Below are 25,984 nucleotides of genomic sequence, written 5' to 3' on the forward strand. Positions count from 1 at the left end.
CGTCAGGCGCAAGACAAGAGAGCAGCCGTACCCAGCGGCTGCTCTCTTGTTGTCTCTGCGTTATTCGTCTCTGCGTTATTCGTCTCTAGCGCTATTCGTCGCTGCCGGAAGAGCCAAGCAGCAGGGGAACCAGCTCGCCGAAGTCGGCAAAAGCCAGCGTCGGGCCCGGTCCGGGCTCGGGTCTGCGTCCGCGCGGATTGTACCAGCAGACGTTCCAGCCGGCTGCGAGCGCCCCCGCCACGTCATTCTCCCAGCTGTCCCCGATATACACCGAATCCGCCGCTTCCGTTCCCGTAGCGGCATTGACATGGCGGAACAGCCTGGGGTCCGGCTTCGCCAGACCGACGGCATCGGAGATGAAGAACCGGCGCTCCGGCAGGAGCCGGTCCAGACCGAGAGCCCGAATCTTCTTCATCTGATGGGTCTCGGGGCCATTCGTAATAATCCCGACGGTCCGGCCCTCTTCGATCAGCCGTTCCAGCAGCTCCATCGCGCCCGGGTTCGGCTCGATATCGTACTGCCTGTCGATGTAGGCCTGCTGCAGAAGGGCCGCCAGCCCGGGGCCTCCCGGCAGTCCGGCTTCCTCCAGCATCCGTTCCCAGCGCAGCTCCCGGGTACGGGTCAGCTCCAGTCTACCCGAGAGATAATCGGGCCACAGCAGGTCGCTGAAATAGCGGAAACGCCGGAACCGGTGAATCCACTCCTGCTCCCCGGCGCGCAGTCCCCCGGCCTCCTCCATCGCCTTGCGAAAGGGAATCATCTGGTCGTACAGGGTATCGTCCAAATCCCAGAATACAGCGGTTCTTCTCTCTTCTCCCACAGCGTGACTTCCTTTCCCGGGCCGGCCCCTTCTAATCTCTGGAATCATAGAAGATATGCTCGGCCCTGATCTCTCTCCCGCCTGTCTCCAGGAGACCGAAGGAGTAGCTTTTCTCCCTCCGCTTGTCCGTCGGAGAACCGGGGTTGAACAGCAGCAGACCGTTCTCCCGCCGCAGCAGCGGCTGATGCGAATGACCGAACAGAATGCAGTCCAGCGGCTCCCCCCGAAAGGCCAGCAGCGCATTGCCCGGCGTGCCTTGACCCGAGTAGGGATAATGGCCGTGAACAAGCCCGAAACGCAGCCCGTCCAACTCCAGAATCTTGCGTTCTCCGAACCGGCTCACGATCCCGGGCCCGTCATTGTTGCCCGCGATCCCTTCCACCGGAGCCAGTTCCGCCAGCATGTCGTACACTTCGGGAATGACCCAGTCTCCGAGGTGGAGAATCAGATCCGCTCCCTCCAGAGAGCGGATCAGCGTCTCCGGCAGCTTCCGTCCGGTCCGGCTGATATGCGTGTCTGATACAACACCGATCCTCATTCCTGTCCTCCTTATCCTGATCGGGTGGCAGTACGGCCATCCGTCACGGTCCGCAGCGTTACGGCGCCGCCGCCTTGGCTATAGTCCAGAGCGAAGCCCAGCGCCTGGCAGAGCTCCGGCAGCGGAACCATCCACTGCCCCTTCCTAAGCTCCGGCTGCGCGCCGGGGAGAGCAACCGGCCAGCCGTTGACCTCCAGCTGCTTCTGCGGCACCAAGCGGCGAATGCGGTCGATGGCCTCCTGCGCGGAGCGGCGGTCGCTGCCGGCATTGATGCGGGGAGCGTTAACTGCGCCCCGCGTTGCCATACCTTCCCGAATGGTGAAATGCAGCCGGATGCCGACCGCCTCTGCGGCTTGCAGCGTCCGGGCTGCCGCCGATCCGTACGGATAGGCAATCGCCGAATCCGTATTGCCCAGCTCCTGTCTCAGCCGGGATTCGGCGTGAGACAGATCCTTTTCTACCCTCTGGTAATATTCTTCATTCGTCTCGTTCCGGTCTTCGCCCTGGATATACAGCAGCGAACTCAACGCCGGCCGCAGATCTCCGTCGCCGTCCACCGGCTCATAGCGGTGCAGATCATACGTATGGTCATAGAAGCCCATGCCATGCTTCTTCATCTCCCGCATCTGCGCCCAGGTCAGCTTCGGTACTCCCCCCCGGGAGGGATGGTCGACGTCGGAGACAATGACAAAATTAACCGCGCTGTAGCCATACCGGCGCAGAACCGGATAGGCCAGCTTGTAGAAGCTCTCATACCCGTCGTCAAAAGTCAGAAGCACCGCGTTATCCGGCACGGCTCCTTCGCCCTGCATGAAGCGCTCGTACTGCTTCATGGTGATTACCCGGTAGCCCTCCGACTTCAGCAAGGCCATCTGCGCCTTGAACCGGTCCGCCGGCAGAACTCCCGGCAGCCGGGGCTGCGAGCCTTCCGAGAGATGATGATACATCAGAACGGCGACTTCATTCCGATAATACACGCCGGGCGGGAGCTTCCGGTCACTGGCCCAGGAGATGTCGGAGTGGAGCAGGCGCTCCGCGAACGGCAGGCTGACCATCAGCTCTCCGTGCCGGCTGAGCACAGGCCCTTCGGCAGCAACCGGCCGCCCGTCCCGGATGAACCGGTACGGCTCCGGACCCCAGCCGTCCATCAGGCTCTGAACCAGGATGAAGATCACTGCGGCCGCCAGGACCGCCAACCCTATTCTTCTCAAGAGGAACGCCTCCCTACAAATGCGTTATCCTCCTCATGATAGAACTCAGGCAGCTGCCGAGGGTAACAAAAACGTCATTCCCTCCCGGCTATTTGAAATTGCGCCAGTCCTGCTTGCTGTTCTCCAGCAGGTGCCCGAAGTCATTGTCAAGCCGCTTCTGCTCTGCCCGGCGCGCCGCTTCCGCCTGCTCCCGCTCCGCCTCGCGGCGGCTGCGCTCTTCCTCCTTGAGACTGTCGGCCTGCGCTTTCAGCTTGCCGAGCACTTCCGGGTTCAGCAGGTCCTTCAGTGTTGCCGGACCCGCATCCGCCCCCGGCTTCTTCGGAGCCGGGGCTGTCTTCTTCTTCGCCATCGTCTAAGTTCCTCCCTGAACCAAAATTCGTGTTCTTGCCGCTTCTGTCAAGAATCAGAAGTCAGGATGCCGTCCGGTTCTCCGGCCCCACCTTGCGTCCCATAATGACGAGATCGCGCTTCACCCCGTCCAGCTCCGCGACTTCGGGCAGCAGACCCCAGCGCTCGAAGCCGAACCGCTTAAGCAGCGCCAGGCTCGGTCCGTTGTGGCCGAAGACGAAGCCGACCAGATTGGTCAGCCCGAGCCGGGGGCATTCCTGGATCGCCCGCTCCAGCAGCAGCGTGCCCGCTCCCGTCCCCCGCCACGCTTCGCCTACATAGATGCTAAGTTCAGCGGTTCCGTTATAGGCCGGACGGCCGTAGAACGACTGGAAGCTCAGCCAGGCGGCGACTTCCCCGTCCTGGCGCAGCACCCACAGCGGCCGGTGGTCGCTGTTATGCTCCCGGAACCAGTTCAGCCGGCCCTCCACCGAGACCGGCTCCAGATCGGCGGTCACCATTCGGCCCGCCACGGTCGAATTATAAATATCCACAATCGCCGGCAGATCCTCCAGCCGCGCGTCTTCAATTGCCGCATGCTTCCATTTCATTGACAATCCCCCCGATTTGGCCGCCCGCTTTGCATGAACCCGGCAGGCGGTGATACTCTGTATAGGACAACGTAATCCATTCACGGCCTTTTCGTCAAATCCCCTTATGAGGAGAATGAATGCAGATGATGGAACACAATGATGCCATACGGGAAGAAATCTACAAGACGGTAGCCGGACTGTCGGCCGAGACGCTGAACCGGAAGCCGGCCGAAGGCAAATGGTCTCCCATTCAGGTCATGGAGCATTTATACCTGATGGAACGGGGCATTACGGCCGGCATCGCGGCGGCCTTGAAATCCGGCGAAGCTGCGGCCGACCCGAAGCCCTACCGGCTGACGCTGGACCGCAGCCGGTATATCGACGCCCCGGCCGCGTTCGTGCCGACCGAAGAGCTGCTGCTGCCGGCCGACGTCCGCGCCCGGCTGGACCAGTCGCGCGCCGAGCTCAGAGCGCTGCTGGAAGCGAGCGACTCCAGCCTGTGGGCGCACCGGGTCTATCCCCATCCGGTCTTCGGACCGATGGATGTGGCCCAGTGGGTTGATTTTATCGGCGTCCACGAAGAACGCCATCTCGCCCAGATTCGGGAAGCGCTCGCCGCCTGCTAAGAAGGAGGAGATAGCCATGGCAACGATTGACGATTTCATGCAGCTGGACTTGAGAGTCGGCACGATTGTTACGGCCGAGCCGTTTCCCGAAGCTCGCAGACCGGCAATCAAGCTTGGAATAGACTTCGGCGAGCTTGGCGTCAAAGCTTCGAGCGCCCAGATCACGCAGCGGTATGCGGCAGAGGACCTGATCGGGCGGCAGGTGGTCGCTGTCGTCAACTTCCCGCCCCGCCGCATCGCCGGCTTCCGGTCGGAGGTGCTGATACTCGGCGGCGTCCCGGAAGAGGGCGATGTCGTCCTGCTGCGTCCCGACGCGTCCGTGCCGAACGGAACGCCGGTCGCCTGACCGGAGTATCCCGGCAGACCGGAGCATTCGGAAGGCTGCGGCCGGTTCAATCGGCTATAATAAACGGATAGCCGGCGATTTATTTAATAAGGAGATGGAGTTCGTTCATGAGTACCCCCCTGCACCAACTGGAATCCCGGATGGCCGGCGACGGCCTGGATGCCCTGCTTGTCACCGATCCGAAGCATGTCTATTATTTGACCGGCTTTGCCAGCAATCCCCACGAGCGCTTTCTCGGCCTGCTGCTGATCCGCGGCGAGAAGCCGGCGCTGATCGTTCCCGCCCTGGACGCCGAAGCGGCTCATGCGGCTTCTTCCGTCGGCAATATCGTCACCCATGCCGATACCGACGATCCCTATGCGCTCCTTGCCGCGCGCCTCGGAACGTTCCGGGGCCGGCTCGGCATCGAGAAGGAGCAGCTTACGCTGGCCCGGTATGAACGGCTACAGGCCGCCGCGCCCGGCTTCGACGCCGCAGACATCGGACCCGCTCTTCGGGCGATGCGCGCCGTCAAGACGCCGGAGGAGGTCAGCCGGATGCGCCGCGCGGCGGAACTGGTCGAGGAGGTGCTGCGCGGCGGCCTCGCCAAGCTTGCGCCCGGCACAACCGAGGTCGATCTGGTCGCCGAGCTGGAATATCTGATGAAGAAGCTCGGCGCGGAAGGTCCTTCCTTCGACACGATGGTGCTGTCCGGTCCCAATACGGCGCTGCCGCACGGTGTACCGGGAAGCCGGGTTATCCAGCCCGGCGATCTGCTGATGTTCGACCTCGGCGTATTCGCCGAAGGCTACGCTTCCGACATTACCCGAACGTTCGCGGTCGGCGAGATTGACGGCAAGCTGAGAGACATCTACGGCGCCGTTCTGGCGGCCAATGAAGCCGGGATCGCGGCATCCCTGGCGGGAGCCGCCTACGGTTCCGTGGACCGGGCAGCGCGGCAGGTCATCGAGGAAGCCGGATACGGCCCGTACTTCATGCACCGCGTCGGGCACGGGCTCGGCATGGATACCCACGAGTACCCGTCGCTGCACGGCATGAACGAAGACCGGATCGGCGAAGGCAACGTGTTCACCGTCGAGCCGGGCATCTATGTGCCGGGCATAGGCGGCGTCCGGATCGAAGACGAAGTCTTCATCGAGAACGGACGCGGCGTAACGCTGACTTCCTTCCCGAAGGAACTGACTGCGCTGACGCTGGGCTGACAGCAGCCGGAAGTCCCCTTCCTGCAAGCCAAGCAACCCCAAAAAAGCAGCCACCTGCGAGGTGGCTGCTTTTTTGGGTTAACCCCGTATCTATTTAATCCCGGCCGCTGCTCTGTACGGATCGTTCCATCGGCGAAGCAGCCGCGTCAGACCGCTTGTCCGGCGCCGCAGAGGTCTCCTCCTCCGGGAACCGGAAGCTTCGGGCCAGGTACAGCACCGGCGTACCCGCTGCCGTGAGCAGGAACTTGACGACATACGTCGTCAGCAGAATTTCGATCCATACCTCCATGCTGTAGAGCCCCGCGAATGCGATGGTGCAGAAGATCAGCGTATCTACAAAAGAACTGATCATCGTGCTCCCGTTGGAGCGAATCCACATCTGGCGGTAGGAGCCGAAATAACCGCGAATCCACGTGTACAGCCGAACGTCGAGGAACTGGCTGATGAAATAGGCCAGAAGGCTGCCCAGCGCAAGACGGGGCATAAGCCCGAAGATCGCCTTCAGCGATTCCTGCGCGTCAAGCGCAATCTGCTCGCCCTGCGGCTCGAAGACGAGAGCCATCTGCATAATCACGGTGGTCATGAGCAGCGTGAAGAACCCGAACCAGACCGCGCGGCGCGCTTCGGCGCGGCCGTATTTTTCATTCAGCAGATCACTGGTCATGTAGAGCGTAACGTACATGGTATTGCCCAGTGTCATCACGATGCCCAGCGGCATCTCGATGGTCTTGACGACCTGAATATTGGCGATAACGGTCGCGACCCCCACCCAGGCATACAGTCCCTTCTTACCGAACAGCCGGTAGCAGAGCAGGAACAGGCCGAAGTGGACGACGACGAACAGGACGCCCCACAACAAATTGAACATCACAAATAGCCTCCTAGTTTTGGTTACGCGGGATGGTTTCGAACCGCGGCAATTCTGCAAAACAGTATCACTTTATCACAAGCGGACCCCGAGGGCCATCTCTTTTTAATGGAAGATTCGTTTTATGTTACAGAAAGTGGTCAAAAAGTCCTGAATTAATTCTGAAAATTTCGCGAAACTCTTCATTTTTTTCAGCCTCCCTCCGAAGGAAATAGTATACATATCGGCCGTATTGCCTGTCCGCCGGGTCCCTGATTCTAGTTCGCAAGCCTCGTTTCTCCGCCTTCACCGCGGCTTGGATACTGCCTCTCGCGGCCCCCGGCAGGGCGGCTCCCAAAGGAGAGAAATCCCATGTTTCGGATGATTACGCGATCGGTTGGACGGAGGATTATGTTTCTGCTCTTTGTAGCCTTGCTCCTGACCTCCCTCACTCTGAGCATCAGCTTCTACCAAATCTCGATCAACACGATCGAGGACAACGTCCTTCCCCAGATCGACAGAACACTGAAAATCGCTTCCCAGGATGTTCTCAAAAGCTTGAACACCACGAATGCCCAGCAGGCGGTCGGCAACGACCAATCAAAGACCAATTTGAAATTCTACTTTCAGGAACAGGCCAAGACGCATGACGCCGAGACGATCCTCCTCATTGATTATCAGAACGGCAAGCCGGTTGTCGTCACCGGGGACCAGGAATCGGCCTATAAGGCCAAGGAGAGCTTCCCGATCTCGGCCGCTCTGGCGGAAGCCGCAGGCGGCAAGCCTTCGGTCAGCGACATGTACACGGACAGCCATGGCATACATAAGACCGCTTTTGTTGGCATACCGGGCACGGGACTTGTCCTCGGCGTGAGTTCGGATCTGGATTTCGTCAAGGATAAAATGAACCGGATTCTCTGGACCAGCATCGGCACGACCCTCATTGCGCTCGCCCTCAGCATGGCCGCCGGCTACCTGATCAGCCGCCGGATCACCAAGCCGATCCGCCAGCTGGCCGAATTTAGCAACCGTGTGGCGGAAGGGGACTTCACGGTCTCGATTCCAGTCAAAGGCCATGATGAAATCTCCCGTCTGGCCCAGAGCTTCGACGATATGACCAGCCGTCTGCGGATGACGATCGGCCAGGTGCTGGAGACGGCCGATACCGTCATGAGCAGCTCCAATGATTTGAAGCAGCGGGTTGACGGATTGAAGGAAATGGCCCAGCTCTCCGCAGCCTGCGTGACCGAGATCGGGTTCGGCAGCCAGGCGATCGCCGAAGCCGCCGCCGACAACGCCCGGGCGATGGAAGAGATCAGCCACGGCATCCAGCATATCGCTTCGGCGGCGGGCGAAGTCACCGAGCAGGTCGGACGCGCCGCAGAGGAAGCGAACAGCGGCAACGAAATGGCCCGGAATGCGCTGCAACAGATGCAGCAGCTCGCCGAAGCGTCCCAGCGCTCGCTGGAACAGTTCCGCCACATGAACCAGAGCTCCGAGCATATCGGCGAGATCGTCCAGAGCATCGCCGAGATCGGCAAGCAGATTCAAATGCTGTCGCTGAACGCCTCGATCGAAGCGGCCCGCGCCGGTGAGCATGGACGCGGCTTCGCCGTCGTGGCCGGCGAAGTCCGCAAGCTGTCCGAATTGTCCAGCTCAGCGACGGAGAAGATCCGCGAGTTCCTCTTCGGTCTTCAATCCGGCATGCAGCAATCGGTCGAGGAGGTCATGCAGACGAATGAGCGAATTCTCGAAGGCGTAAATATGACGAAGACGGCCAGCGAAGCGTTCGGCAATCTGGCAGTCCTGACGGAGAGCGTGACGCACAGCATCCAGTCCGTATCCGCCGCGACGCAGGAGATTTCCGCCGGGACCGAGGAGGTGACCGCCTCCGTAGAGGAGACCGCCAAGATTACGTCCAACTCCCTCGAAGGCTCGGAAATGCTGGAAGAGACCTACAAGCAGCAGAACAGCGAGCTTCTGGCGAACGCCCAGACGGTTAGCCAGCTCTACGAACAGGCGCTTCATCTTCAGGAAGCGGTCCGGCAGTTCAAGATTTAAGGCACAGAGTTGCCGGTTTACACAAAGCCAAAAAGGATATCCCGCCAGACCGGTTACCGGCTCTGACGGGATATCCTTTTTGTGTCATGCCTTTCTGCGCAGCTCTTCCCTTGCGCGCCTTCAGATCACAAGCGGACGGCCGCCGGCGGAGCCGGAGGCGGCGCGTTCCGCCGCACCTCTCGGGCGTCTCTCCGTCTGCTTGGTCTCTGCCTTTCGTTCCTCCCGCAGACGGCTCAGAAACTGCTCCATCCGCCGCAGGGCTTCGGCCAGCTGTTCCGGCGATGCGGCGTACGAACAGCGGATATGGCCTTCGCCGCCTTCCCCGAATACGCTGCCCGGAACGGCCGCGACGCCGCCCTCTTCCATCAGCCGGCGGGCGAATTCCGCCGACGTCAGCCCCGTGCTGGCAATCGACGGGAAGGCATAGAAGGCGCCTTCCGGCATCCGGCACGGCAGCCCGATGCGCCGCAGCCCCTCGACGAAGAACGTCCGCCGCCGGGCCAGCTCTTCCCGCATCGCCTCCTTCGCTTCCAGCCCCAGGCGGAGGCTGGCAAGCGCCGCAACCTGCCCGGTCGTCGGCGCGCACATCGCCGTGTACTGGTGCACCTTCAGCATGGCGGCGATGAGCGTCCGGGGACCGCAGGCGTACCCGATCCGCCAGCCGGTCATGGCGAATGCCTTGGAGAAGCCGCTGACGACCACGGTGCGCTCCTTCATTCCCGGCAGCGAAGCGATGCTGACATGCCGCCCTTCATAGGTCAGCTCGGCATACACCTCGTCGGAGAGCACCGCCAGACCGTGCCGCTGCACCAGCCGGGCAATCGGCATCAGGTCCTCGGCTCGCATGATTGCTCCGGTCGGATTACTTGGATAATTGAGCAGAATCGCCCGCGTCCGCGGGCCAATAGCCGCCTCCAATGCCGCTTCCGTCAGCTTGAAGCCATCCGCCGCCGAGCCGGAAGCTTCTACGGCAACTCCGCCGGCCAGTTCGATCAGCGGGGCGTAGGCGACATAGCCGGGGGAGGGAACGACGACTTCATCGCCCGGCTCCAGCAGCGAGCGCAGCGCCAGGTCCAGCGCTTCGCTGCTGCCAACCGTTACCAGCAGCTCGCTGCCCGGTTCGTAATCCAGTCCGAAGCCGCGGCGCAGATAAGAGGCAATTTCGCCGCGAAGCTCCGGCATTCCGGCATTGGACGTATAGGCGGTCTCGCCGCGGGCCAGCGATTCGCAGACCGCCTTCCGCACCGGCTCCGGCATCGGGAACGCGGGCTCGCCAACGCCGAGCGAGACGACATCCTTCCCCGAGCCGGCCTCGAAGAACGCCCGGATGCCCGAGGGCGGAAGGTCCCGGACCCGCTTGGCGAGGCGGACCGAGTCTGCGGGGTCCGCCGCCGTCCGGGTGTGCCCGGAGATCACGCCGCCTTCGGCACGGGCGGCCTCATTGTTGTCCAATCGGCTCCGCATGGGTCTGTCCCCCTCTCTCTGCCAGCGACAGGTCAAGAATACGGTTCAGCAGTTCCGGGAAGGGGATGCCCGCAGCCGCCGCGCTCTTGGGCAGCAGGCTGGCTTTGGTCATGCCCGGCAGGGTGTTCAGCTCCAGCACATAAGGCGTTCCGTCCCCGGCAATCATCATGTCGATGCGTCCGTAGACCGAACAGCGCAGCGTCTTCCAGCAGGCGAGCGCTGTCCGCTCGACGCTTCCGGCCAGGGGCTCCGGCAGTTCCACGGCCAGCTCCTCCGCCCCTCCCGCTTCATACTTCGCCCGGTAATCGAACCAGTCCGACGACTTCGGCCGGATGGCGATCACCGGCAGCAGCCGGCCGTCCAGGACGGAGCAGGTGATCTCCTCGCCCTTGATCCAGCGCTCCGCCATCACCGGTCCGCCGCAGGCGAACGCTTCCGCCGCCGCTGCGCGAAGTTCCTCCGCTCCCCGGACAATGAAGGTGCCGATGCTGGAGCCGCCCGAGACCGGCTTGACGACGACGGGATACCCGCCAAGCTCCTGAACCGACTCTTCCCGGACGTCGCCGGGACGTCTCCACACCACCCAATCGGGCGTCGGCACGCCGGCGGCGCGGAGCAGCGTCTTGGACAGGTCTTTGTCCATGCAGAGCGCGCTCGGCAGCACGCCGCAGCCGGTATACGGAATCCCCAGCGCTTCCAGCGCCCCCTGCACCGTGCCGTCCTCGCCAAAAGCGCCGTGCAGCGCCAGCAACGCCGCATCCAGTCCCTTCACCTTCTCCGCGAGTTCCTCCTTGCGGTCAATGACGACCGGCACGGCCTCGTACCGGCGCGGGTCCAGCGCTGCCAGCATTTCCGCCCCCGTCTTCAGCGAGACCTCCCGCTCTCCCGACACTCCGCCCATAATGACGCCAACTCTCATCCTGATCCTCTCCCTGTATGCGTTAGTGAATGCGTTAGTGAATGCGTTCGTCCATGCGTCCGTCTCCCTGCGGAGCGTCCGTTCCGCTGCTCTAAGTCCCGCCAAGCAGGCGGGCCGCTTCCTCTCCGATAATCCGTATGCCTTCCCTGATCCGCTCATCGTCCACCCGGGAGAAGCCGAGCCGGAGCGTGTTGCCGCCCCCGCCGTCCGTGAAGAACTGGTCGCCCGGCGTGAAGATCACGCCCCGGGCCAGCGTCGCCTCCAGCAGCTTCCGCGTCCCGAAGCCATCCGGAAAAGTCAGGAACAGATGCAGCCCCCCGTCGCCGGTAAGCCGGCTGTACGGAATGAACTCCCGGCAGCAGTCCAAGGTCCACTCGTATTTGCGCCGGTATTCGGCTCTTGCCTTGCGCAGATATTTATCCAGATTGCCTGTGGCCAGATACTGATAGAGCAGCGACTGGTCCAGCGTCGAGGTATGAATGCTGCGGGCGCGCTTGACGCTCTCCAGCGTGTCGATCAGCGCGCGGTCTCCAAGCACCCAGCCGACCCGGATGCCGGGGAAAAGGATTTTGGAGAAGCTGCCGATGTACACCACGCCGTTGCCGCTTCCCGCCACCGCCGCCAGCGGCGCCACATGCGCGCCGGAGTAGCGCAGCTCCTCGTTGAAGCCGTCCTCGATGACCGGCACTCCGTGCCGTCCAAGCAGCCGCATCGCCTCGGTCCGCTTGTGCGAAGACATGACGATTCCCGTGGGATTATGGTAAGACGGCACAAGATAAGCGCAGTCGAATCTTCGGCGCGCCAGCGTCTCCTCCAGCGCTTCCAGCGATAACCCGTCGTCCTCCATCGGAATGCCCTCGATGTCGAAGCCGTGCAGCTTCATGTTCTTGATCGCCGTATGATGCGTGGGATTCTCGCACAGAATGGCGCCTTCCTTGCGGTCAATCGCCGACAGCACGATGTCGAACCCTTCCGTGAAGCCGCTTGTAATCAGCAGATCCTGATTGGCGGTATCCACGCCCTTGCGGGCCATATAGCCGAGCAAATACCGGATCAGCGGCCGGTACCCTTTGGCATAGCCGTAATTCAGCAGCACTTCGCCTTCCAGCGCCATCCGGTCGAGAAAGGCGCGCTTCACTTCATTCATCCCGAACAGCCGCTCGTCGGGGGCGATGCTGGTGAACGAAATGACCTCTTTGCCCGCCCGGATGCCGCGCTTCATGAGATCAAGCTCGCGGGCGCTGACTGCGTACCGGCTCAGCCGTCCGCTCCAGTCGGTCGTCCAGGCCGCTTCGCCGCGGTCATTTGCCCGGTCTGCGAGATCAAGCGCCACATAGGTGCCTTGGCCCTTGACCGTATAGGCGAAGCCGTCGTCCTCCAGCGCCTCGAAGGCAGCGATGACCGAGCCCCGGCTGACCCCGAGCAGTCCGGCCAGCTCCCGGGTGGCCGGGAGCCGCTCCCCTCCGCGCAGCGCTCCCTGGAGAATAAGCCCTCTGATATAATCCTTGATCTGCTGATAGACCGGACGGTCTGCCGACAGCTCGAAATCGTTGAACATGAAATGCCTCCTGTTTCTGATCCTTATCTTGCCATGAATGCGGCGTTGGCGACAGAACCGCGGCCGGCCCGATTTCCGGCGGGCGCGGTCCGGTGCCGTACCCTTGCGTCAGCCGGGCATTTCGCCCGGTTGCGGGACAACGGCATCTTCCCGGCCTTGGCGCATCCGGGCTTTTGTGCCGAATTGCCTTTTCGGTTACAATTATAACCGTACATCAATTCGTTACATAATGGAGGAATATCCATGCTGTTCATCGACAACGCGGGCATTACGGACGCGTCCATCAACCTCGCCATCGAGGAATACGCCCTGAAGCATCTTCCCATGGACGACAGCTATCTGCTCTTCTACATCAACGCTCCGTCCATCATCATCGGCAAGCACCAGAATACGATTGAAGAGATCAACCAGGAATATGTCAAGGAGCACAACATCAAGGTCGTTCGCCGTCTCTCCGGGGGCGGAGCGGTCTATCACGATCTGGGGAACCTCAATTTCAGCTTCATTACCAAGGACGACGGCGAGTCGTTCCACAACTTCCTGAAGTTCACCCAGCCGGTCATTGATTACCTGCGCAGCATGGGCGTCAACGCCGAGCTGAGCGGCCGCAACGATCTCCAGGTCGGCGAACAGAAGATCTCCGGCAATGCCCAGTTCTCGACGCGGGGCCGGATGTTCAGCCACGGCACCCTCATGTTCGACCTCAACCTGGACGATGTCCAGGCTTCGCTCAACGCGAACCCGGAGAAGTTCAAATCCAAGAGCACGAAGTCGGTACGGAGCCGGGTCGCCAACATCAAGGACCTGCTCGGCAATCCCGAAATGACGATTGAAGAGTTCCGCTCGGGACTGCTGCGCTCCATCTTCGGCATGGAGCCGGAGGAAGTGCCGCAGTACAAGCTCGGCGACGCCGACTGGGCGAAGATCAACGAGATTTCGCAGGAACGCTACCGGAACTGGGACTGGAACTACGGACAATCGCCGAAGAGCAATGTGAAGCATGCCCGCAAGTTCGCCGGCGGCATTGTCGATATCCGAATGGAGATCAAGGACGCCCGGATCGAGGAGATCAAAATCTACGGCGACTTCTTCGGCGTCGGCGATGTGGAGGACGTCGAGAACGCGCTGCGCGGCAAGCGCTATGAAGAGGCGGAAGTGCGCGAAGCGTTGTCCGCGCTCGACCTGAAGCATTACTTCGGCCGGGTGGAGCCGGAGGACTTTATCGGTTTGATTTTCCTGGAGGAATAGGAACCGCCTTCTTCCGCCATCGCACAAGCAGCACAGACAGCCCGCCCCGGTCGATGTCGCCATCGACGGGAGCGGGCTGTTTGTGTTAGAGGCGGCCGGCGCCTGAATTCACGTATTCCTTCACAGTCTCCGCTTAACGGACATATTCCCGTTAAGCCGAGACGTCGGCAACCAGATTCTTCATCCATTTGCGCGAGTAGATGCGCGCCAGCCCGATAAAGAAGCGGACCAGCTCTTCCACCGACAGGACCATATAGACCCAGAAGATCGGCTGCTTCCAGACCAGCGACATCAACAGTCCGGACGGAACGCCAATCAGCCAGGTGGCGGCGGACTCCATCGCGAACACGAAGCGGCTGTCTCCGCCGCTGTTCAGAATGCCGCCGGCAAGGATCATATTCGACACCTTCACCCACAGGAAGAAGGCGAACACCCAGACCAGACGGATGCCGAGCGTATGCGCCTCGTCCGATACTTTGAAGAGCGAGACATAGAGCGGCGACAGCACGGCGATCAGCACGCCCGTCGCAATGGAGACGGATATGCCGAGCCGGATGAACCGCTTGGAATAATCCAGCGCCGTGTCCGGCTCATCGGCTCCGAGCTTGTTGCCGATGATAATGCCGGCCGCGCTCGACAGACCGGACAGGAGACCGATGCTCAAGCCCTGCAGCGGATACGTAATGGTCATGGCGGTAATCTCCGCCGTCCCCATCCGGCTGTAAATGACGGCATAGACCGTTTCGCCGAGTACCCAGATCAGCTCGTTGAGTACGATCGGATAGGTCGTGCCGAGAAAACGGCGGATGAACGGGCCCGAAGCGGTGAACCAGCCCCGGACATCGGTCGTTCCCGGCAGACGCAGCCAGAAGGAAGCCCCGATGATGAACCCGCATTCCAGCAGCCGGGCAATCAGTGTGGCGACGGCCGAACCCTTCAGTCCCAGCTCCGGGAAGCCGAAGTGGCCGAAGATCAGGCCGTAATTCAGAACGACGTTCACGATGACCGCGCCGGTGCTGGCGAACAAAGGCAGCTTCACATACCCGGTAGCCCGCAGAATGGACGAATAGATCATAGTCAGCATCGCCGGTATGTAACTGAGCGAGACGATGCCCAGGAACACTGCCCCTTCCGTCACGAGCGCTTCGTCTGTAGTGAACAGGCGGAAGCCCGCTTCCGGGAACAGGTGAATCGGTACCGTGAACAGCAGAGACAGTCCCAGGCCGATCATCAGTCCGAGCCCAAGCAGTCCCGAGATGCTCTTCTTGTCCCCTTTGCCCCAGAACTGGGCGGCATAAATTGAGACCCCGGTTGCCAGACCCGCCAGCGACACGGATACCACGGCATAAATTTTGTTCGAGATGCCGACCGAGGCGATCGCCACATCTCCGAGCTGGCCGACCATCAATTGGTCGGTCAGCGTCAGAATCGCCATGATCAGACTTTGCAGCGTCACCGGTATGGCGATTTTATAGATATCCCGGTAAAAATCCGTCCTTGCCTCTTTCATTGATTTCCATTCCCCCCGGCTAGACTGCTTTGCGATAGTGCAGCAATGTGTAATTCTTCTTGGGGAGCACCTCGGCTACGCTGAACCGCTTGGCCGAGTCCAGGTCACTGTATCCCTTGCCGTCCACGAGCGTAATGTTGGTTCCTCCCCCGATAATGACGGGAAGCTGCATCAGAATGATCTCATCGACAAGATCCAGATCGAACACATTCCAGTTCAGGAATCCGCCGCCCTCAATCATCAGACTGTGCACCCCATACTCCGACTCCAGCCGCCGGAACAGCTCTACAAAATCGACCTTCTCCTGCCCGCAGACGATGACTTCCTTATTCCGTTCCTTCAGCTGCGCGATCTTCTCCTCATCCCGCCCCTGCTCGGTGGTGACAATAAGCGTCCGTCCGCCGTCGGACAGCACGTGGCTGTCCATCGACAGGTTCAGGCTGGTGGTCGGGATAATCCGCAGCGGATTGCGGTTGTCTTCGTAACGGTTCGTCAGCATCGGATTGTCCGTTACAATCGTATTTTTGCCGACCATAATGCCGTCAACCTGCCCGCGAAAACGGTGAATGAACTCCACATCCTCCGGTTCAAACATACTGAACAGCGGCTTGCTGGATTGCCCCGCGCCCAGAGTCATCTTGCCGTCGATGGATACTTGGCTGAATATTGTCGTTCTCATTATCCCTCTCCCCTTCTGGTTCCCTGGTCTCCCCTGATCTCTTCCTTGTCTATTCGCCGCCGAACCGCTCCGGCATCAGCGTGCCCGGTTCCCCGCCGCCGAAATCCGTCTCCCTTCCGCTTGCTCCTGCATGAACCGGGCCGTCACCACCCCTTCCTGCTCTTCGATTCCCAGCAGGCCTTCTCTCATGGCCTCCCAGACGGCCTCCATCACCGGCTCCACCGGCATGCTGCGCGTATTCGCCATCTGCCGGATCAGCCGGGCGCGAACCGGCGGCGCCTCGGCTTCCATGGCAGCCCGCACGCCCGGATGGACCGGAATACGCTGTACGCGCGTCGCCCATTCTCGCTGCTTCTCCTCGCTCAGCATATAAGCGGCCAGCTCCAGCAGTTCCTCCCCCTGCTCCGAGGCCAGCGCCTCTCCCGGGAAGACCAGCCCGATGGAGGAGGTCATCGAGAGCGCCCGGTTTCCGCCGATGGAAGGCAGCGAGGCAACATCCAGCCGATTCTCCATGTGCTGGTGAAGATAGTTGAAGATCCATTCGCCGCAGATGATTGCTCCGACTTCCCCGGCGATGAAGCGGTCCAGGAGCGCCGTCGGACCGTGCAGACTCTCCACCACCCCCTGCTCCAGGCCGCTGCGGACCAGCTCCAGCGCCTTCGCCATTTCCGGGGAAGCCAAATCCGGCTCTCCGTTCTTCAGCGGCCAGCCGCCGCAAGCCGTCAGGAACGGAATGAAGCAGTAGGGGTCCTTGAGGTCTGCTCCCAGCGGAACCACTCCCCGGGCCCGGAGTCCCTCTGCCGCGGCTGTGAGCTCTTCCCACGAACCGGGCGCCTCCGGGTAGATCTCCCGGTTGAAATAGAGGACCAGGTGGTTCCCGCGCAGAATCGGCACCCCGTACTGGCAGCCGTGAGGCCGCATCGAGGCGATCACCTCGTCATCGGTAATTCCGGCCCGCTCCCAGAAGGAGTCCGGTACCTGCGAATATTGGGCTCTGCCGCCGTATCCGGCCAGATCGGCGGGAACGAGCGCCGCCATCGGCGACGGGCCGCCGTCGCTGATCGCCCGCAGACGGATGCCCAGCTCCGTTATATTCATGACCTCGGGAACAACGGACAGCCCCCGCTCGGCCGAGTAATCCCGGCAAATGCTCTCCAGCACCTCGATCGAGGTATCCCCTTTGCCGTCAAATTCATGCCAGACAACGATCGGCTTCGTGCCGGTATTCTTGGAACTGTTCAATGGATTCCTCTCCCTCTTCTCTAATCTTGGGCACCAGCCGGATCATCAGCAGCGCCGCCTGATACGGTCTCATCACATAAATTTCTTCGCCGTCCCCGTCCGTCCGCAGCTCGCCGGCATCGCTCTCCAGCAGCAGCTCGGTTCGGGAGAGTCCCGGGCCGATCCGGCGCGTTCGCAGAATGCTCTCTTCCTCGGGATTCAGATTAAAGCAGGCGCAGAACAGCTCGTCTCCCGCGTAATAGGAATAGATCAGAATCTGGTCCTGCGCATCCGGCATGTAGAAGTTGGCGGGCTGCAGCAGGCTTACGTAGCGCCGTTTGATCTGTCCCAGCTCTTCCAGAAGGGGGAGCAGCGTTGCCGGGCTCAGCCAGTTGATCTTCATGGTATTGAAGAAGGCGCGCGGAATATCCGCCCCGTCCGTGTTGTCCGCCAGTCCGCAGTTGAGGGGCTGCTCCTCGAACACTTCCATCCCGGTCGTCAGGTACGGAATCCCGTTCGGCAGAAAATAATTGAATACCGTCATCAACCGGGAGAGCGGCTTGCCGCCCCGGCTTGTGATCCGCGGCGTATCCGCCGTCTCGGAGCAGGCGAACACATGAAGCTGAAGCTCGGGAAGCTCCTGCACATAATCGCGCAGCCGTTCAATCCGGATGTCGCTCATGACATTCCATCCGCTGCCCAGCATGACGTTATAGCCTGTCCGCGCGGCTTCCCGGTGGTTGCGGTTGAACAGATCCTCGCTGATCAGAATCGCATCCGGGGCATGCCCGCGGATCGTGCGGAAGATATCCTGAAGCAGCGGAACCGGAAGCGTATGCCCGATATCGATCCGGAATCCGTCGATTCCGTAGGTCCGCATCTGAAAAGCGGCCGCTTCGGTCAGCATTTCCCACAGCGATTCGTTCGGCTTGCTGCCGGGATACAGATTGCATTTGATCGTATCGAACAGCGCATACGGGGCTTGGTCCTCGCTCAGATACGGCAGCACCAGGGGAGAAGGGTCTTCAAAGAGCCGGAAAAAAGCGACATCCGTCCAGATCGGCTGCACATCGTTGATCCAGTCCGAGTGGGCGGGAGCCGTTGTAACGCCCATCTCCGCTTCCGCCAGCCGCAGGAGCGGCTCACCCGTCAGGCGGGACCTTTCTTTCAGTTCGTTCCAGAGATCCGGATTCAGCTCATGGGGCGGTCTGCGGAAGAAGGTCAGGAACCGCCGGGTCTCCGGGCTTGCATAGACGGTCTCCAGCTTGTCCGGCGTGCACTCCGTGAAGAAGTCCAGACCCTCAATCTCCGGCGGGCGAAAGCCTTCCAGCGCCCGGGTATCGATCCAGTAGAACCATTCCGGGTGCTCGGCAAGAAAGCTGTTGTCCCGGGCGCTGACACGCGGAATAAAGTCGAACACCACTTTCATCCCCAGCAGGTGGCAGGCCTCTACAAGCGTAGCCAGCTCTTCATCCAGCGTGAGGCCGTTCATCTCGTCGAGCAGCGGATCATGCAGCTTCGGGTCCAGCTCATAGAGCGAGTAGACGGCATAGGGAGAACCAAGATCCCCTTTGCGGTTCAGATCGCTTGGCCGGGTTACCGGCAGCAGGTACAGGATATTCACATCCATCCGTTTCAGCAGAGGAAGCAGAATCATGAAGCGAAGAAAAGTCCCGGATTGAATGCCCCCGCTGTGGTCATAATCCCAGGCGGCGGAATAGCGGGGCAGGGCGCAGTAGATCATGCTCTTGTCCAGATCGGTCTCCCTGGCGGGACCGTGCTGCAGGGACAGCTCCAGCAGATAACGGAGATGTTTCTGCAAGAAATCCGCCGGATCAACCCGAATCTCTCCCTCCTTCCGTTCCAGAACGTCTTCATATCCGCATTCATTCCATAACTCCGGCAGCCAGAGCGGCTCTTCCTGCCCGGCGGGGCGGCTCGCGAAATACTCCAGCATGCGCATGACGCGTGCGTGTTGTCCAGCCATGCGGCAACCTCCTTTAAATGGGTTCCGTGTCTTACGAGAAGGCAAATACCGTCTTGATCGCTTCCGTTCCGTCCGGAGAAGCCGTTCCGTCCAGCAGTTCGGCTATCGCGGCAGGAGCCTCGCCGAGCGCGCAGCGGCGGTTGACCAGCCCTGCAAGCTCCGGCGCCTCTTCGACAAGGCGCAGCGCTTCTCCGAACGTGTTCAGGTATTCGCCTGCACCGATCAGCCGGATGGCCTGCTGCGCATACATCGTAGGCGACAGCGGGTAGCGGTAGGCGCCGTTGATCGCCATCGGCACGATTGTGCCGCCCCGGTCCACCCAGCGTTCCGCCGTCGCCATTTGCGTCCCTACCGTGTCGATTACCGTATCGAAGCCCCGGTCGCCCAGCAGCTCCCGCACCCGCTCTGCCGTCAGCTCCTCCGGTGTCAGCGCGCAGTCCGAATATCTCCGGGCTGCGGCGAGGCGGCCTTGGCGCAGCTCGGTGGATACCGTGAAGCAGCCCAGGCGGCGGGCGGCGAACTGGCAGAGAAGCCCCATCGGACCCGAACCGAGAATCAGCACCGACTCGCCCTCGCCGATGCCCGCTTCGCGGAAATGATGCAGCACGCAGGCAAGCGGCTCTGTCAGAACGGCCGCTTCCCAGCTGACCTCCGGCTTCAGACGGTGGAGGAAACGCTCCTCCGTAACGAACGAAGGGGCAAACGTTCCGTGACGGTTCAGCCCGGCAATCGGCATGCCGGCTTTATCTTCGCCGATGCACAGATGAACTTTGCCTGACCGGCAGAACCGGCAAAGTCCGCAGCTCTGGTTGGGATCGACGACTACCCGGTCCCCGGGCGCAAGCGACCGGACCGCCTCGCCTACCTCGCTTACGATTCCTACCGCTTCATGTCCCCGAATAATGCCGGCTTCCCCCGGCTCCTTGCCGGCGACCACCGCCAGATCGGTGCCGCAGATCCCCGACAGCTTGATGCTGACCTTCACTTCGTGCGGGTTCTTGATCTCGGGCTCCGGCATCCCCTGCTCTTCCAGACGGTCGCCATTCCAGACGAGCGCGCTCATCCGCCGACCTGTCTCCGGCCGGCTAGTCGCTGCTTCCATCTCGACATCTTCCTCTCCCCAAAGGATTTGTGCAAACGTTTGTCTGAATTACAATTCAAAATACTACCACCTGTTCCCCAAAATGTAAGGGGAACTTTGTCGAATATGATGATTGATTTATATTTTTTTACTTTTCATGTCGTCAAAAGGGATTAAATTATATTTTCAACCAATTCATTTCGTTTCAAAGTATCGAATCCTTCCTTTTTACATAGGGCAAACGTTTTACATAAGGTTAAATTCGACTCGTCTCCCGAGGGAGTTATCCGCAGTTTATGGAGAATGAAAATTCATGAAAATTTACAATGCGACTAAAGACCTGCCGAATTCCGAAAAAAAACCGGTCCGGGGATTCCCGGACCGGTTGGTCTTGGTTAGAAGGTCTTCATTCACAAGGTTTATTTGCTTACTGTGTCTGTTTGCTGCTGTCTGCCGCTTGAGTCCCCGAAGGCGTCATTCCGCCCTGACGGTTGCCCGGCCGTCCGCCGTGGCCCATTCCGCCTCCGCCAAAGCCCTGGTTCGGCGTTGTAATTCCCGATTCATTGACCCAGGTAGCGCTGCCGGTCACTTCGAACGCCACCACCTTGGTTCCGCCGCTGTACGTGCCGTCCTGGTACAGGCCGTCAACCGCCGTCCCTGTCGCGCTTCCGCCGGTATACAGGGTGTAGCTGCCCTTCTTCAGTTCCGGCGAACTGATGACTACGGCGCGGTAAGCCTTGGCCGGAGCGAAGGTGAGGACCGAATTGCCGTCGGCATCCTCCAGATGAACCAGCTGGCCGGCTTGCTGGGTTTCGGTGAAGCTCATGGCGATCGAATACTGGCTGGAGCTGTCCGATGCAGACTGCAGCATGCCTGCGCTGCCCGCCGCCACGAGGAAGCCGCCTGTCATATTGAAGGTCTGGTCATAATCCAGCGATCCGTTGCCGTCTCCGGTCGGTCCGTTCACGATGACGGTACCGCCGCTCATCGCCACCGAACCGTTGGAATCCATACCGTCGCCTTCTGCGTTGACCTTCAGTGTCCCTCCGCTGATGTTAAGCTGCGATCCGGCATTCACGCCGTCGTCCGAAGCATTCACCTCCAGATCTCCACCGGTAATGTCAATGGTGGCTCCTTCTATAGCTTCATAGCTCTTGCTGACCCGGATGGTTCCTCCCGCAAGCGTTGCCAGATTGTCGGCATGGATGCCGTCGTCGCCGGCAGCGATGTCCAGCTTGCCTTCCCGGATCGTCGCATTGCCGTTGCTGTGAACGGCATCGTCTGCGGAGTCGAGGGTGAAGGTGCCGCCGTTGATATTCAGATCGCCCCCGGATTTCAAAGCTTTCGTGCTGGCCGTCTCGGTCTCTTCCGATTCGCCGGTTGACGCCTGGCCGGTGGTCTTGTCCGCCCCCGCAGCGGATTCCTTCTCTGAAGCGCCGGACATGGCCTCTCCGTCTTGCCCGGGACCCATGCCTCCCTCCGGAGGCGCCGGCATCGAACCGTCCTGCGGGAGTTCGCCGTTTGGCATGCCTCCCGGGAATCCGCCTTTGCCGCCGAAGCCTTCCTCCTGCGCCCTTGCCGGCGCGTTCGCGCTGCCTCCACCGGCTGTCAGCTTATACGTCCCGCCGTCGATGACAAGCTGCGTCTCGCTCTGGATCGCGTCCTTCTCTGCCGTAATCTCGAAGGTGCCCGAAGCAAGGGCAACCTGTCCTTTGTCCGCGTCCTTGTCATTGGTCGATTTGATGCCGTCGCCCCCGGCTTGAATCGAGATGCTTCCGTCCTTGACGGCCACCAGGTCCTTGCCGACAATACCGTCATCCTTTGCCGTCACGGAGATCGTGCCGGATACGATTTTGACATCGTCCTTGCCCGCAATGCCGTCGTTGTAGCTGGCCTTGACCGTCAGTTCGCCCGTACCGTTGATCGTCAGATCCGCCTTGCTGAACAGCGCTGCGCTCGGTTCGTCCGAACCGTCCGCCAGAATGTAGGAGGCGCCGTCGGTCAAGGTGTTCTCCGTGCCTTCCGCCAGCGTCAGGGTAACCTTGTCCGCTTGCTGAATATAGATCGGGGCGCTGTTCTTGTTCGTAATGGAAGCGCCGTTCAGGATTAGATGCACCTTGTCCTTATCGGCTGCGCTGACCGCAATCTGTCCGCTGTCCAGACTGCCGCTGACGATATAGGTGCCTGCCGCGTTGATGGTTACGGTACTTCCGGAGACTTCGGCCCCGGAGCCGCTGACGGTCGCTCCGCTGCCGCTCAGCGCAATCGTTGTCGCTGTGTCTGCGCTCCAGGCGGCATCGGTATCCTCTTCGCTGAAGCTGACGACATCGCTGACCGTGATCTTGGAGGCTGTGCCGGATGCCGTCTTGGCCGCCCCGCTCGAAGCGGAGGCCAGTGCCGCCGCCGTGGAGATCGCTTGGGAGCCCGAACCGGCGGCATTGTTGCTGCCCGAACCGCAGGCCGTCAGGGCCGCTGCCAGCAGCAGAACCAGTCCCGCCTTGCTTCCTATAATAAATTTATTCATATCTTCTCATCCCCTCTATGCTTGTTCTCAGTATTCCGTCATGGTCGGAGCCATGGTGAGCGAGAGATCCAGGTTGCCGTTCCGGGTGCGGATGGCGTCCAGGAACTCTTTTTGGCTCGTATTCTCATTCAATGTGACGCTGTAGACCAATTCGTACAGGCTGCCCAGCTCTGTCGTGCGGATCTTCTTGAGCTCATAATCCACCTGGAATCGGGCGAACACCTCGGCAAAAGCTTCCTCATACCCCAGGTTCTCGGGTATCGTCACCTTTAGCGTCTTCTGCACCGACTTGCGGACTCCAAACCGGGTGTAGCTCAGCAGGAACATCACGGCGCACAGGATGACGGTGAACAGGACCGCGTATCCGAACGCTCCGACGCCGCAGGCCAGACCCGAAGCCATGGTGAACAGGACAAAAGCAATGTCCTTCGGATCACCGGGCGCGCTTCGGAAGCGGATGATCGAGAAGGCGCCGGCGAGACTGAACGCCCGGGCGACGTTGCTGCCGATGAGCAGAATGATAATGGCTACAATGGCCGGCAGCAGCACCATGGTCAGCGTGAAGCTCTGGGTGAAGCTGCCCGGCGTCGTTCTCATATAGGTCAGGCTGATGGCCGCTCCGAGGATCAAGGCAACGGCCAGGGTCAGCAGAGCGTCGGTGAAGGTCAGTTCGGCGGACGTTACGGTGGTATTAAAAATGGAATCAAGCATACAACATAATCTCCCTTTCAGATGCGCTGTCTTTCAGCATTTTTTTGTATTCATTGCCGTATTTGGAGAAGCTCGTGCGGTACAGCCGGTGCTCCGAGAGCAGGTTGGCGAGCCAGACCGGAATCGTCTTCTCGGCCTTCACTTCCATCAGCCACTGGCCTTCCGGCAGCAGCAGCTCGCCGTAGGGGCCGCTCTCCAGCTTCAGATCGTACCGCCGGCTGCGAATGTTGGTGTCGAAGGTGATCCGCAAATCCCGGTTGTCTTTGCAGAACATCGCCTTGCGTTCATAAGACAGGTACACTTTGGGCAGGAGTTCATAGCGGGAGAGGAAGTATTTCAGCTCTTCGATTACCTGCTTGTTCATGCCATCCCGGTACTCCGGCTCGATGCCGGTGCGGACGAAGTCGTAGGCTTCGTTCAGCTTCAGGGAGGTGCGGCGCTTGTTGACCAGGCCGAACACTTTTTTCTTAATCTCCAGGTAGACCTTGCTGTCCCCGTCCGGCACGCCGTAGGCGCGGAGTCTGAGCTTCTCCTTGTACTTCGGCTTGGCCAGGCTGTTGCGGATCAGAGTGTCATGCTCGGTATCGTAGTAGAGATTCGTGATCGAGTAGAACTCATGCTGCTTGTTGTACGCATCCGGCTCCATGTACTCCAGCAGGTCGCCGTAGAGCTTCTGATAAGCCGCGTGGTCGAACACGTACTTGTTCTCGTATCGGTTGAAGACTTCAATCGCCATGGGGTTCAGATCCTTTCTGTTTCGGGTTCGGGAGATTGCCTTGTCTCTTGCCCATGTCTGTATGTTAGCGGGCGAACCTTTAACGAATCTTAAATGGATTTACATGGCGTTTATCTTTTTTTAATACGGCGCTGACAGTTGGGTATATTTCGGAAAAACGCTTCGCGTCGCGGGCTTGGGGCCTGCGCCAGGGCTTGGCGAGTGTTTGTGGGTGCTTGAGCGGAGGGCGCGGTGGAGGGCGTGATGGAGGGCGCGGTGCACTCCGAGAGTGCTTGGACTTCCGGTCGCTGTTGTTTTTGAATTTCGGGGATTGGAAGGGTTAGCGGGTGAAATTCAAAAACAAAGGCGAACGCTGCCGCTCCTCCAGTTCCAAGCCCTTCTCCATGCTGTCCGCCCTCCTGGCAGGCAGAACAGCGCCAGCCTGTCGCTATATTAAATGGCCTTCCACGTTACCCTGGCCGGCCGCTTAGAAGGAGCCGCTTGGTGCGAACCCCAAGCTCCCATGAAATCCCCGGGTCCTTCGCACCTCGGATTTTGGCGAATCCCGTCGATTTACTCTCGTTCTCGAAAATGTCAATCCATAACAGTTGCTTTTTTGATATGCTGAAGAGGAGAAAGTGCGCTAAGGCATCTCCCGCCGAGATGATTTAGGGTAGTTATCGCTGTCGCACCCTGCATGGGGTGCGTGGATTGAAATGGGCTTCCGCCGTCCAGCTCCTGTATATGTGATGCGCGTCGCACCCTGCATGGGGTGCGTGGATTGAAATCGAAAAAGCCGGGAACCACAAGACAGCCAGATACCGTCGCACCCTGCATGGGGTGCGTGGATTGAAATTTATTGGACTTTAACCATATTGTTAACTTTTGAGTCGCACCCTGCATGGGGTGCGTGGATTGAAATCGAGCGTATAAGCGGTTGCTGCGCAGAGGCCGAAGTCGCACCCTGCATGGGGTGCGTGGATTGAAATCATTGACCTGATGGACGTTGATACGGATTGTCGAAGTCGCACCCTGCATGGGGTGCGTGGATTGAAATCACCCAATCGGGGTTTCCTAAAAGGTCCCCCACGTCGCACCCTGCATGGGGTGCGTGGATTGAAATGACGGCGATGATTCAAAAGGTATACGGCCACCTGCGTCGCACCCTGCATGGGGTGCGTGGATTGAAATGGCCGACGGCTCTCGGACCACGCCTGCCGGAGCGCGTCGCACCCTGCATGGGGTGCGTGGATTGAAATCATCCGAAATGGGAGGCTGCGGCTAAATCGGCTCCAAGTCGCACCCTGCATGGGGTGCGTGGATTGAAATTATATGACCAAGCGATTAGCGAACCCCGAAAAGAGGTCGCACCCTGCATGGGGTGCGTGGATTGAAATTCATGCCTGGAGAGCAGCGAAGAGCGGACCGCGATGTCGCACCCTGCATGGGGTGCGTGGATTGAAATCGCTTCCCGTCTCTTGTAATCGGGATGCGTTGTGTCGTCGCACCCTGCATGGGGTGCGTGGATTGAAATAGGCGGCTATCCGGGCCGCTCATGATGAGGCGGCCAGTCGCACCCTGCATGGGGTGCGTGGATTGAAATTGTACAGACATCATGTTCGCATACATACCAATATGTCGCACCCTGCATGGGGTGCGTGGATTGAAATTTTTGTGGGCGCGAAGGTAGGTTATCTATGCTCCTGTCGCACCCTGCATGGGGTGCGTGGATTGAAATGGTTAGCCAGATCCCACGCAAGCCCAGGGGATACCGTCGCACCCTGCATGGGGTGCGT

The 25,984-nt window shown here is 60.4% G+C and carries 22 protein-coding genes and 1 CRISPR repeat array (1 of these 23 running past the window's edge); of the genes, 5 read left to right on the plus strand and 17 right to left on the minus strand.

What is annotated here, in order from left to right:
- Positions 1-91 precede the first annotated feature (91 nt).
- The 5 genes from RBI05_RS09215 to RBI05_RS09235 all read right to left on the minus strand — a co-directional run bounded on the left by RBI05_RS09215 (position 92) and on the right by RBI05_RS09235 (position 3,507).
- Entirely contained in the window at positions 92-820 is a 729-nt protein-coding gene (locus RBI05_RS09215; RefSeq protein WP_310550868.1) for an HAD family hydrolase, read from the minus strand.
- Positions 821-851: 31 nt separating this feature from the next.
- On the minus strand, positions 852-1,358 hold the full coding sequence (locus RBI05_RS09220) for a metallophosphoesterase family protein (protein WP_310550869.1): 507 nt from the start codon (positions 1,356-1,358) through the stop codon (positions 852-854).
- An 11-nt stretch (positions 1,359-1,369) separates the two neighbouring features.
- Complete coding sequence (locus RBI05_RS09225) at positions 1,370-2,569, minus strand: polysaccharide deacetylase family protein (protein WP_310550870.1); 1,200 nt, start codon at positions 2,567-2,569, stop codon at positions 1,370-1,372.
- An 88-nt stretch (positions 2,570-2,657) separates the two neighbouring features.
- On the minus strand, positions 2,658-2,918 hold the full coding sequence (locus tag RBI05_RS09230) for a YqkE family protein (RefSeq protein WP_310550871.1): 261 nt from the start codon (positions 2,916-2,918) through the stop codon (positions 2,658-2,660).
- A gap of 61 nt (positions 2,919-2,979) precedes the next feature.
- Positions 2,980-3,507, minus strand: coding sequence for a GNAT family N-acetyltransferase (locus RBI05_RS09235; RefSeq protein ID WP_310550872.1), 528 nt, complete (start codon positions 3,505-3,507; stop codon positions 2,980-2,982).
- A gap of 125 nt (positions 3,508-3,632) precedes the next feature.
- On the opposite strand from RBI05_RS09235, the gene RBI05_RS09240 reads away from it, so the two are divergent.
- The 3 genes from RBI05_RS09240 to RBI05_RS09250 all read left to right on the plus strand — a co-directional run bounded on the left by RBI05_RS09240 (position 3,633) and on the right by RBI05_RS09250 (position 5,663).
- Positions 3,633-4,115 carry a DinB family protein gene (locus RBI05_RS09240; protein WP_310550873.1) on the plus strand — a complete coding sequence of 161 codons (483 nt, stop codon included), beginning with the start codon at positions 3,633-3,635 and terminating at the stop codon, positions 4,113-4,115.
- Between the two features lie 16 nt (positions 4,116-4,131).
- The gene (gene csaA, locus RBI05_RS09245; protein WP_310550874.1) at positions 4,132-4,461 is read left to right on the plus strand and encodes a chaperone CsaA; all 330 of its coding nucleotides are present in this window, start codon (positions 4,132-4,134) and stop codon (positions 4,459-4,461) included.
- Between the two features lie 107 nt (positions 4,462-4,568).
- Positions 4,569-5,663, plus strand: a complete 1,095-nt coding sequence (locus tag RBI05_RS09250; protein ID WP_310550875.1) for a M24 family metallopeptidase — start codon at positions 4,569-4,571, stop codon at positions 5,661-5,663.
- A gap of 94 nt (positions 5,664-5,757) precedes the next feature.
- Here the strand turns inward: RBI05_RS09250 and RBI05_RS09255 are convergent, their stop codons facing one another.
- On the minus strand, positions 5,758-6,531 hold the full coding sequence (locus RBI05_RS09255) for a queuosine precursor transporter (protein WP_310550876.1): 774 nt from the start codon (positions 6,529-6,531) through the stop codon (positions 5,758-5,760).
- A 351-nt stretch (positions 6,532-6,882) separates the two neighbouring features.
- Here RBI05_RS09255 and RBI05_RS09260 point away from each other — a divergent pair, with 351 nt between their 5' ends.
- Positions 6,883-8,571, plus strand: coding sequence for a methyl-accepting chemotaxis protein (locus RBI05_RS09260; RefSeq protein WP_310550877.1), 1,689 nt, complete (start codon positions 6,883-6,885; stop codon positions 8,569-8,571).
- Positions 8,572-8,691: 120 nt separating this feature from the next.
- Here RBI05_RS09260 and RBI05_RS09265 read toward each other — a convergent pair whose 3' ends face one another.
- The 3 genes from RBI05_RS09265 to RBI05_RS09275 form a co-directional block, all read right to left on the minus strand.
- Positions 8,692-10,035 carry a pyridoxal phosphate-dependent aminotransferase gene (locus tag RBI05_RS09265; protein ID WP_310550878.1) on the minus strand — a complete coding sequence of 448 codons (1,344 nt, stop codon included), beginning with the start codon at positions 10,033-10,035 and terminating at the stop codon, positions 8,692-8,694.
- Positions 10,010-10,954, minus strand: a complete 945-nt coding sequence (locus RBI05_RS09270; RefSeq protein ID WP_150456390.1) for a D-alanine--D-alanine ligase — start codon at positions 10,952-10,954, stop codon at positions 10,010-10,012. Before RBI05_RS09270 ends, RBI05_RS09265 begins: the two co-directional genes overlap by 26 nt.
- Positions 10,955-11,045: 91 nt before the next feature.
- Entirely contained in the window at positions 11,046-12,512 is a 1,467-nt protein-coding gene (locus RBI05_RS09275; RefSeq protein ID WP_310550879.1) for an aminotransferase-like domain-containing protein, read from the minus strand.
- Between the two features lie 243 nt (positions 12,513-12,755).
- On the opposite strand from RBI05_RS09275, the gene RBI05_RS09280 reads away from it, so the two are divergent.
- The gene (locus RBI05_RS09280; RefSeq protein ID WP_150456392.1) at positions 12,756-13,760 is read left to right on the plus strand and encodes a lipoate--protein ligase; all 1,005 of its coding nucleotides are present in this window, start codon (positions 12,756-12,758) and stop codon (positions 13,758-13,760) included.
- A 151-nt stretch (positions 13,761-13,911) separates the two neighbouring features.
- On the opposite strand, the gene RBI05_RS09285 is transcribed toward RBI05_RS09280, so the two are convergent.
- The 8 genes from RBI05_RS09285 to RBI05_RS09320 form a co-directional block, all read right to left on the minus strand.
- Positions 13,912-15,270, minus strand: coding sequence for an MATE family efflux transporter (locus RBI05_RS09285; RefSeq protein ID WP_310550880.1), 1,359 nt, complete (start codon positions 15,268-15,270; stop codon positions 13,912-13,914).
- Between the two features lie 19 nt (positions 15,271-15,289).
- Complete coding sequence (locus tag RBI05_RS09290) at positions 15,290-15,949, minus strand: RibD family protein (RefSeq protein ID WP_150456394.1); 660 nt, start codon at positions 15,947-15,949, stop codon at positions 15,290-15,292.
- Between the two features lie 75 nt (positions 15,950-16,024).
- A complete protein-coding gene (locus tag RBI05_RS09295) occupies positions 16,025-17,191 on the minus strand; it encodes a sugar ABC transporter substrate-binding protein (RefSeq protein WP_310550881.1) in 1,167 nt (388 codons plus the stop codon).
- Positions 17,142-19,157, minus strand: coding sequence for an alpha-amylase family protein (locus RBI05_RS09300; protein WP_150456396.1), 2,016 nt, complete (start codon positions 19,155-19,157; stop codon positions 17,142-17,144). Before RBI05_RS09300 ends, RBI05_RS09295 begins: the two co-directional genes overlap by 50 nt.
- Positions 19,158-19,188: 31 nt before the next feature.
- Positions 19,189-20,259 carry a zinc-dependent alcohol dehydrogenase gene (locus RBI05_RS09305; RefSeq protein WP_310550882.1) on the minus strand — a complete coding sequence of 357 codons (1,071 nt, stop codon included), beginning with the start codon at positions 20,257-20,259 and terminating at the stop codon, positions 19,189-19,191.
- A gap of 406 nt (positions 20,260-20,665) precedes the next feature.
- Complete coding sequence (locus RBI05_RS09310) at positions 20,666-22,762, minus strand: carbohydrate-binding domain-containing protein (protein WP_310550883.1); 2,097 nt, start codon at positions 22,760-22,762, stop codon at positions 20,666-20,668.
- Between the two features lie 27 nt (positions 22,763-22,789).
- Positions 22,790-23,473, minus strand: coding sequence for a DUF4956 domain-containing protein (locus RBI05_RS09315; RefSeq protein WP_310550884.1), 684 nt, complete (start codon positions 23,471-23,473; stop codon positions 22,790-22,792).
- Positions 23,466-24,209: a polyphosphate polymerase domain-containing protein gene (locus RBI05_RS09320; protein WP_150456399.1), complete on the minus strand. Its 744-nt coding sequence runs from the start codon at positions 24,207-24,209 to the stop codon at positions 23,466-23,468. The genes RBI05_RS09315 and RBI05_RS09320 overlap by 8 nt, the downstream gene beginning before the upstream one ends.
- Positions 24,210-24,873: 664 nt before the next feature.
- Positions 24,874-25,984: direct repeats of the CRISPR family, unit length 33 nt; unit sequence GTCGCACCCTGCATGGGGTGCGTGGATTGAAAT; it runs 352 nt beyond the window's last position.

Source organism: Paenibacillus glufosinatiresistens (genome assembly GCF_031470375.1).
In the GTDB taxonomy this organism is placed as follows: domain Bacteria; phylum Bacillota; class Bacilli; order Paenibacillales; family Paenibacillaceae; genus Paenibacillus_AQ; species Paenibacillus_AQ glufosinatiresistens.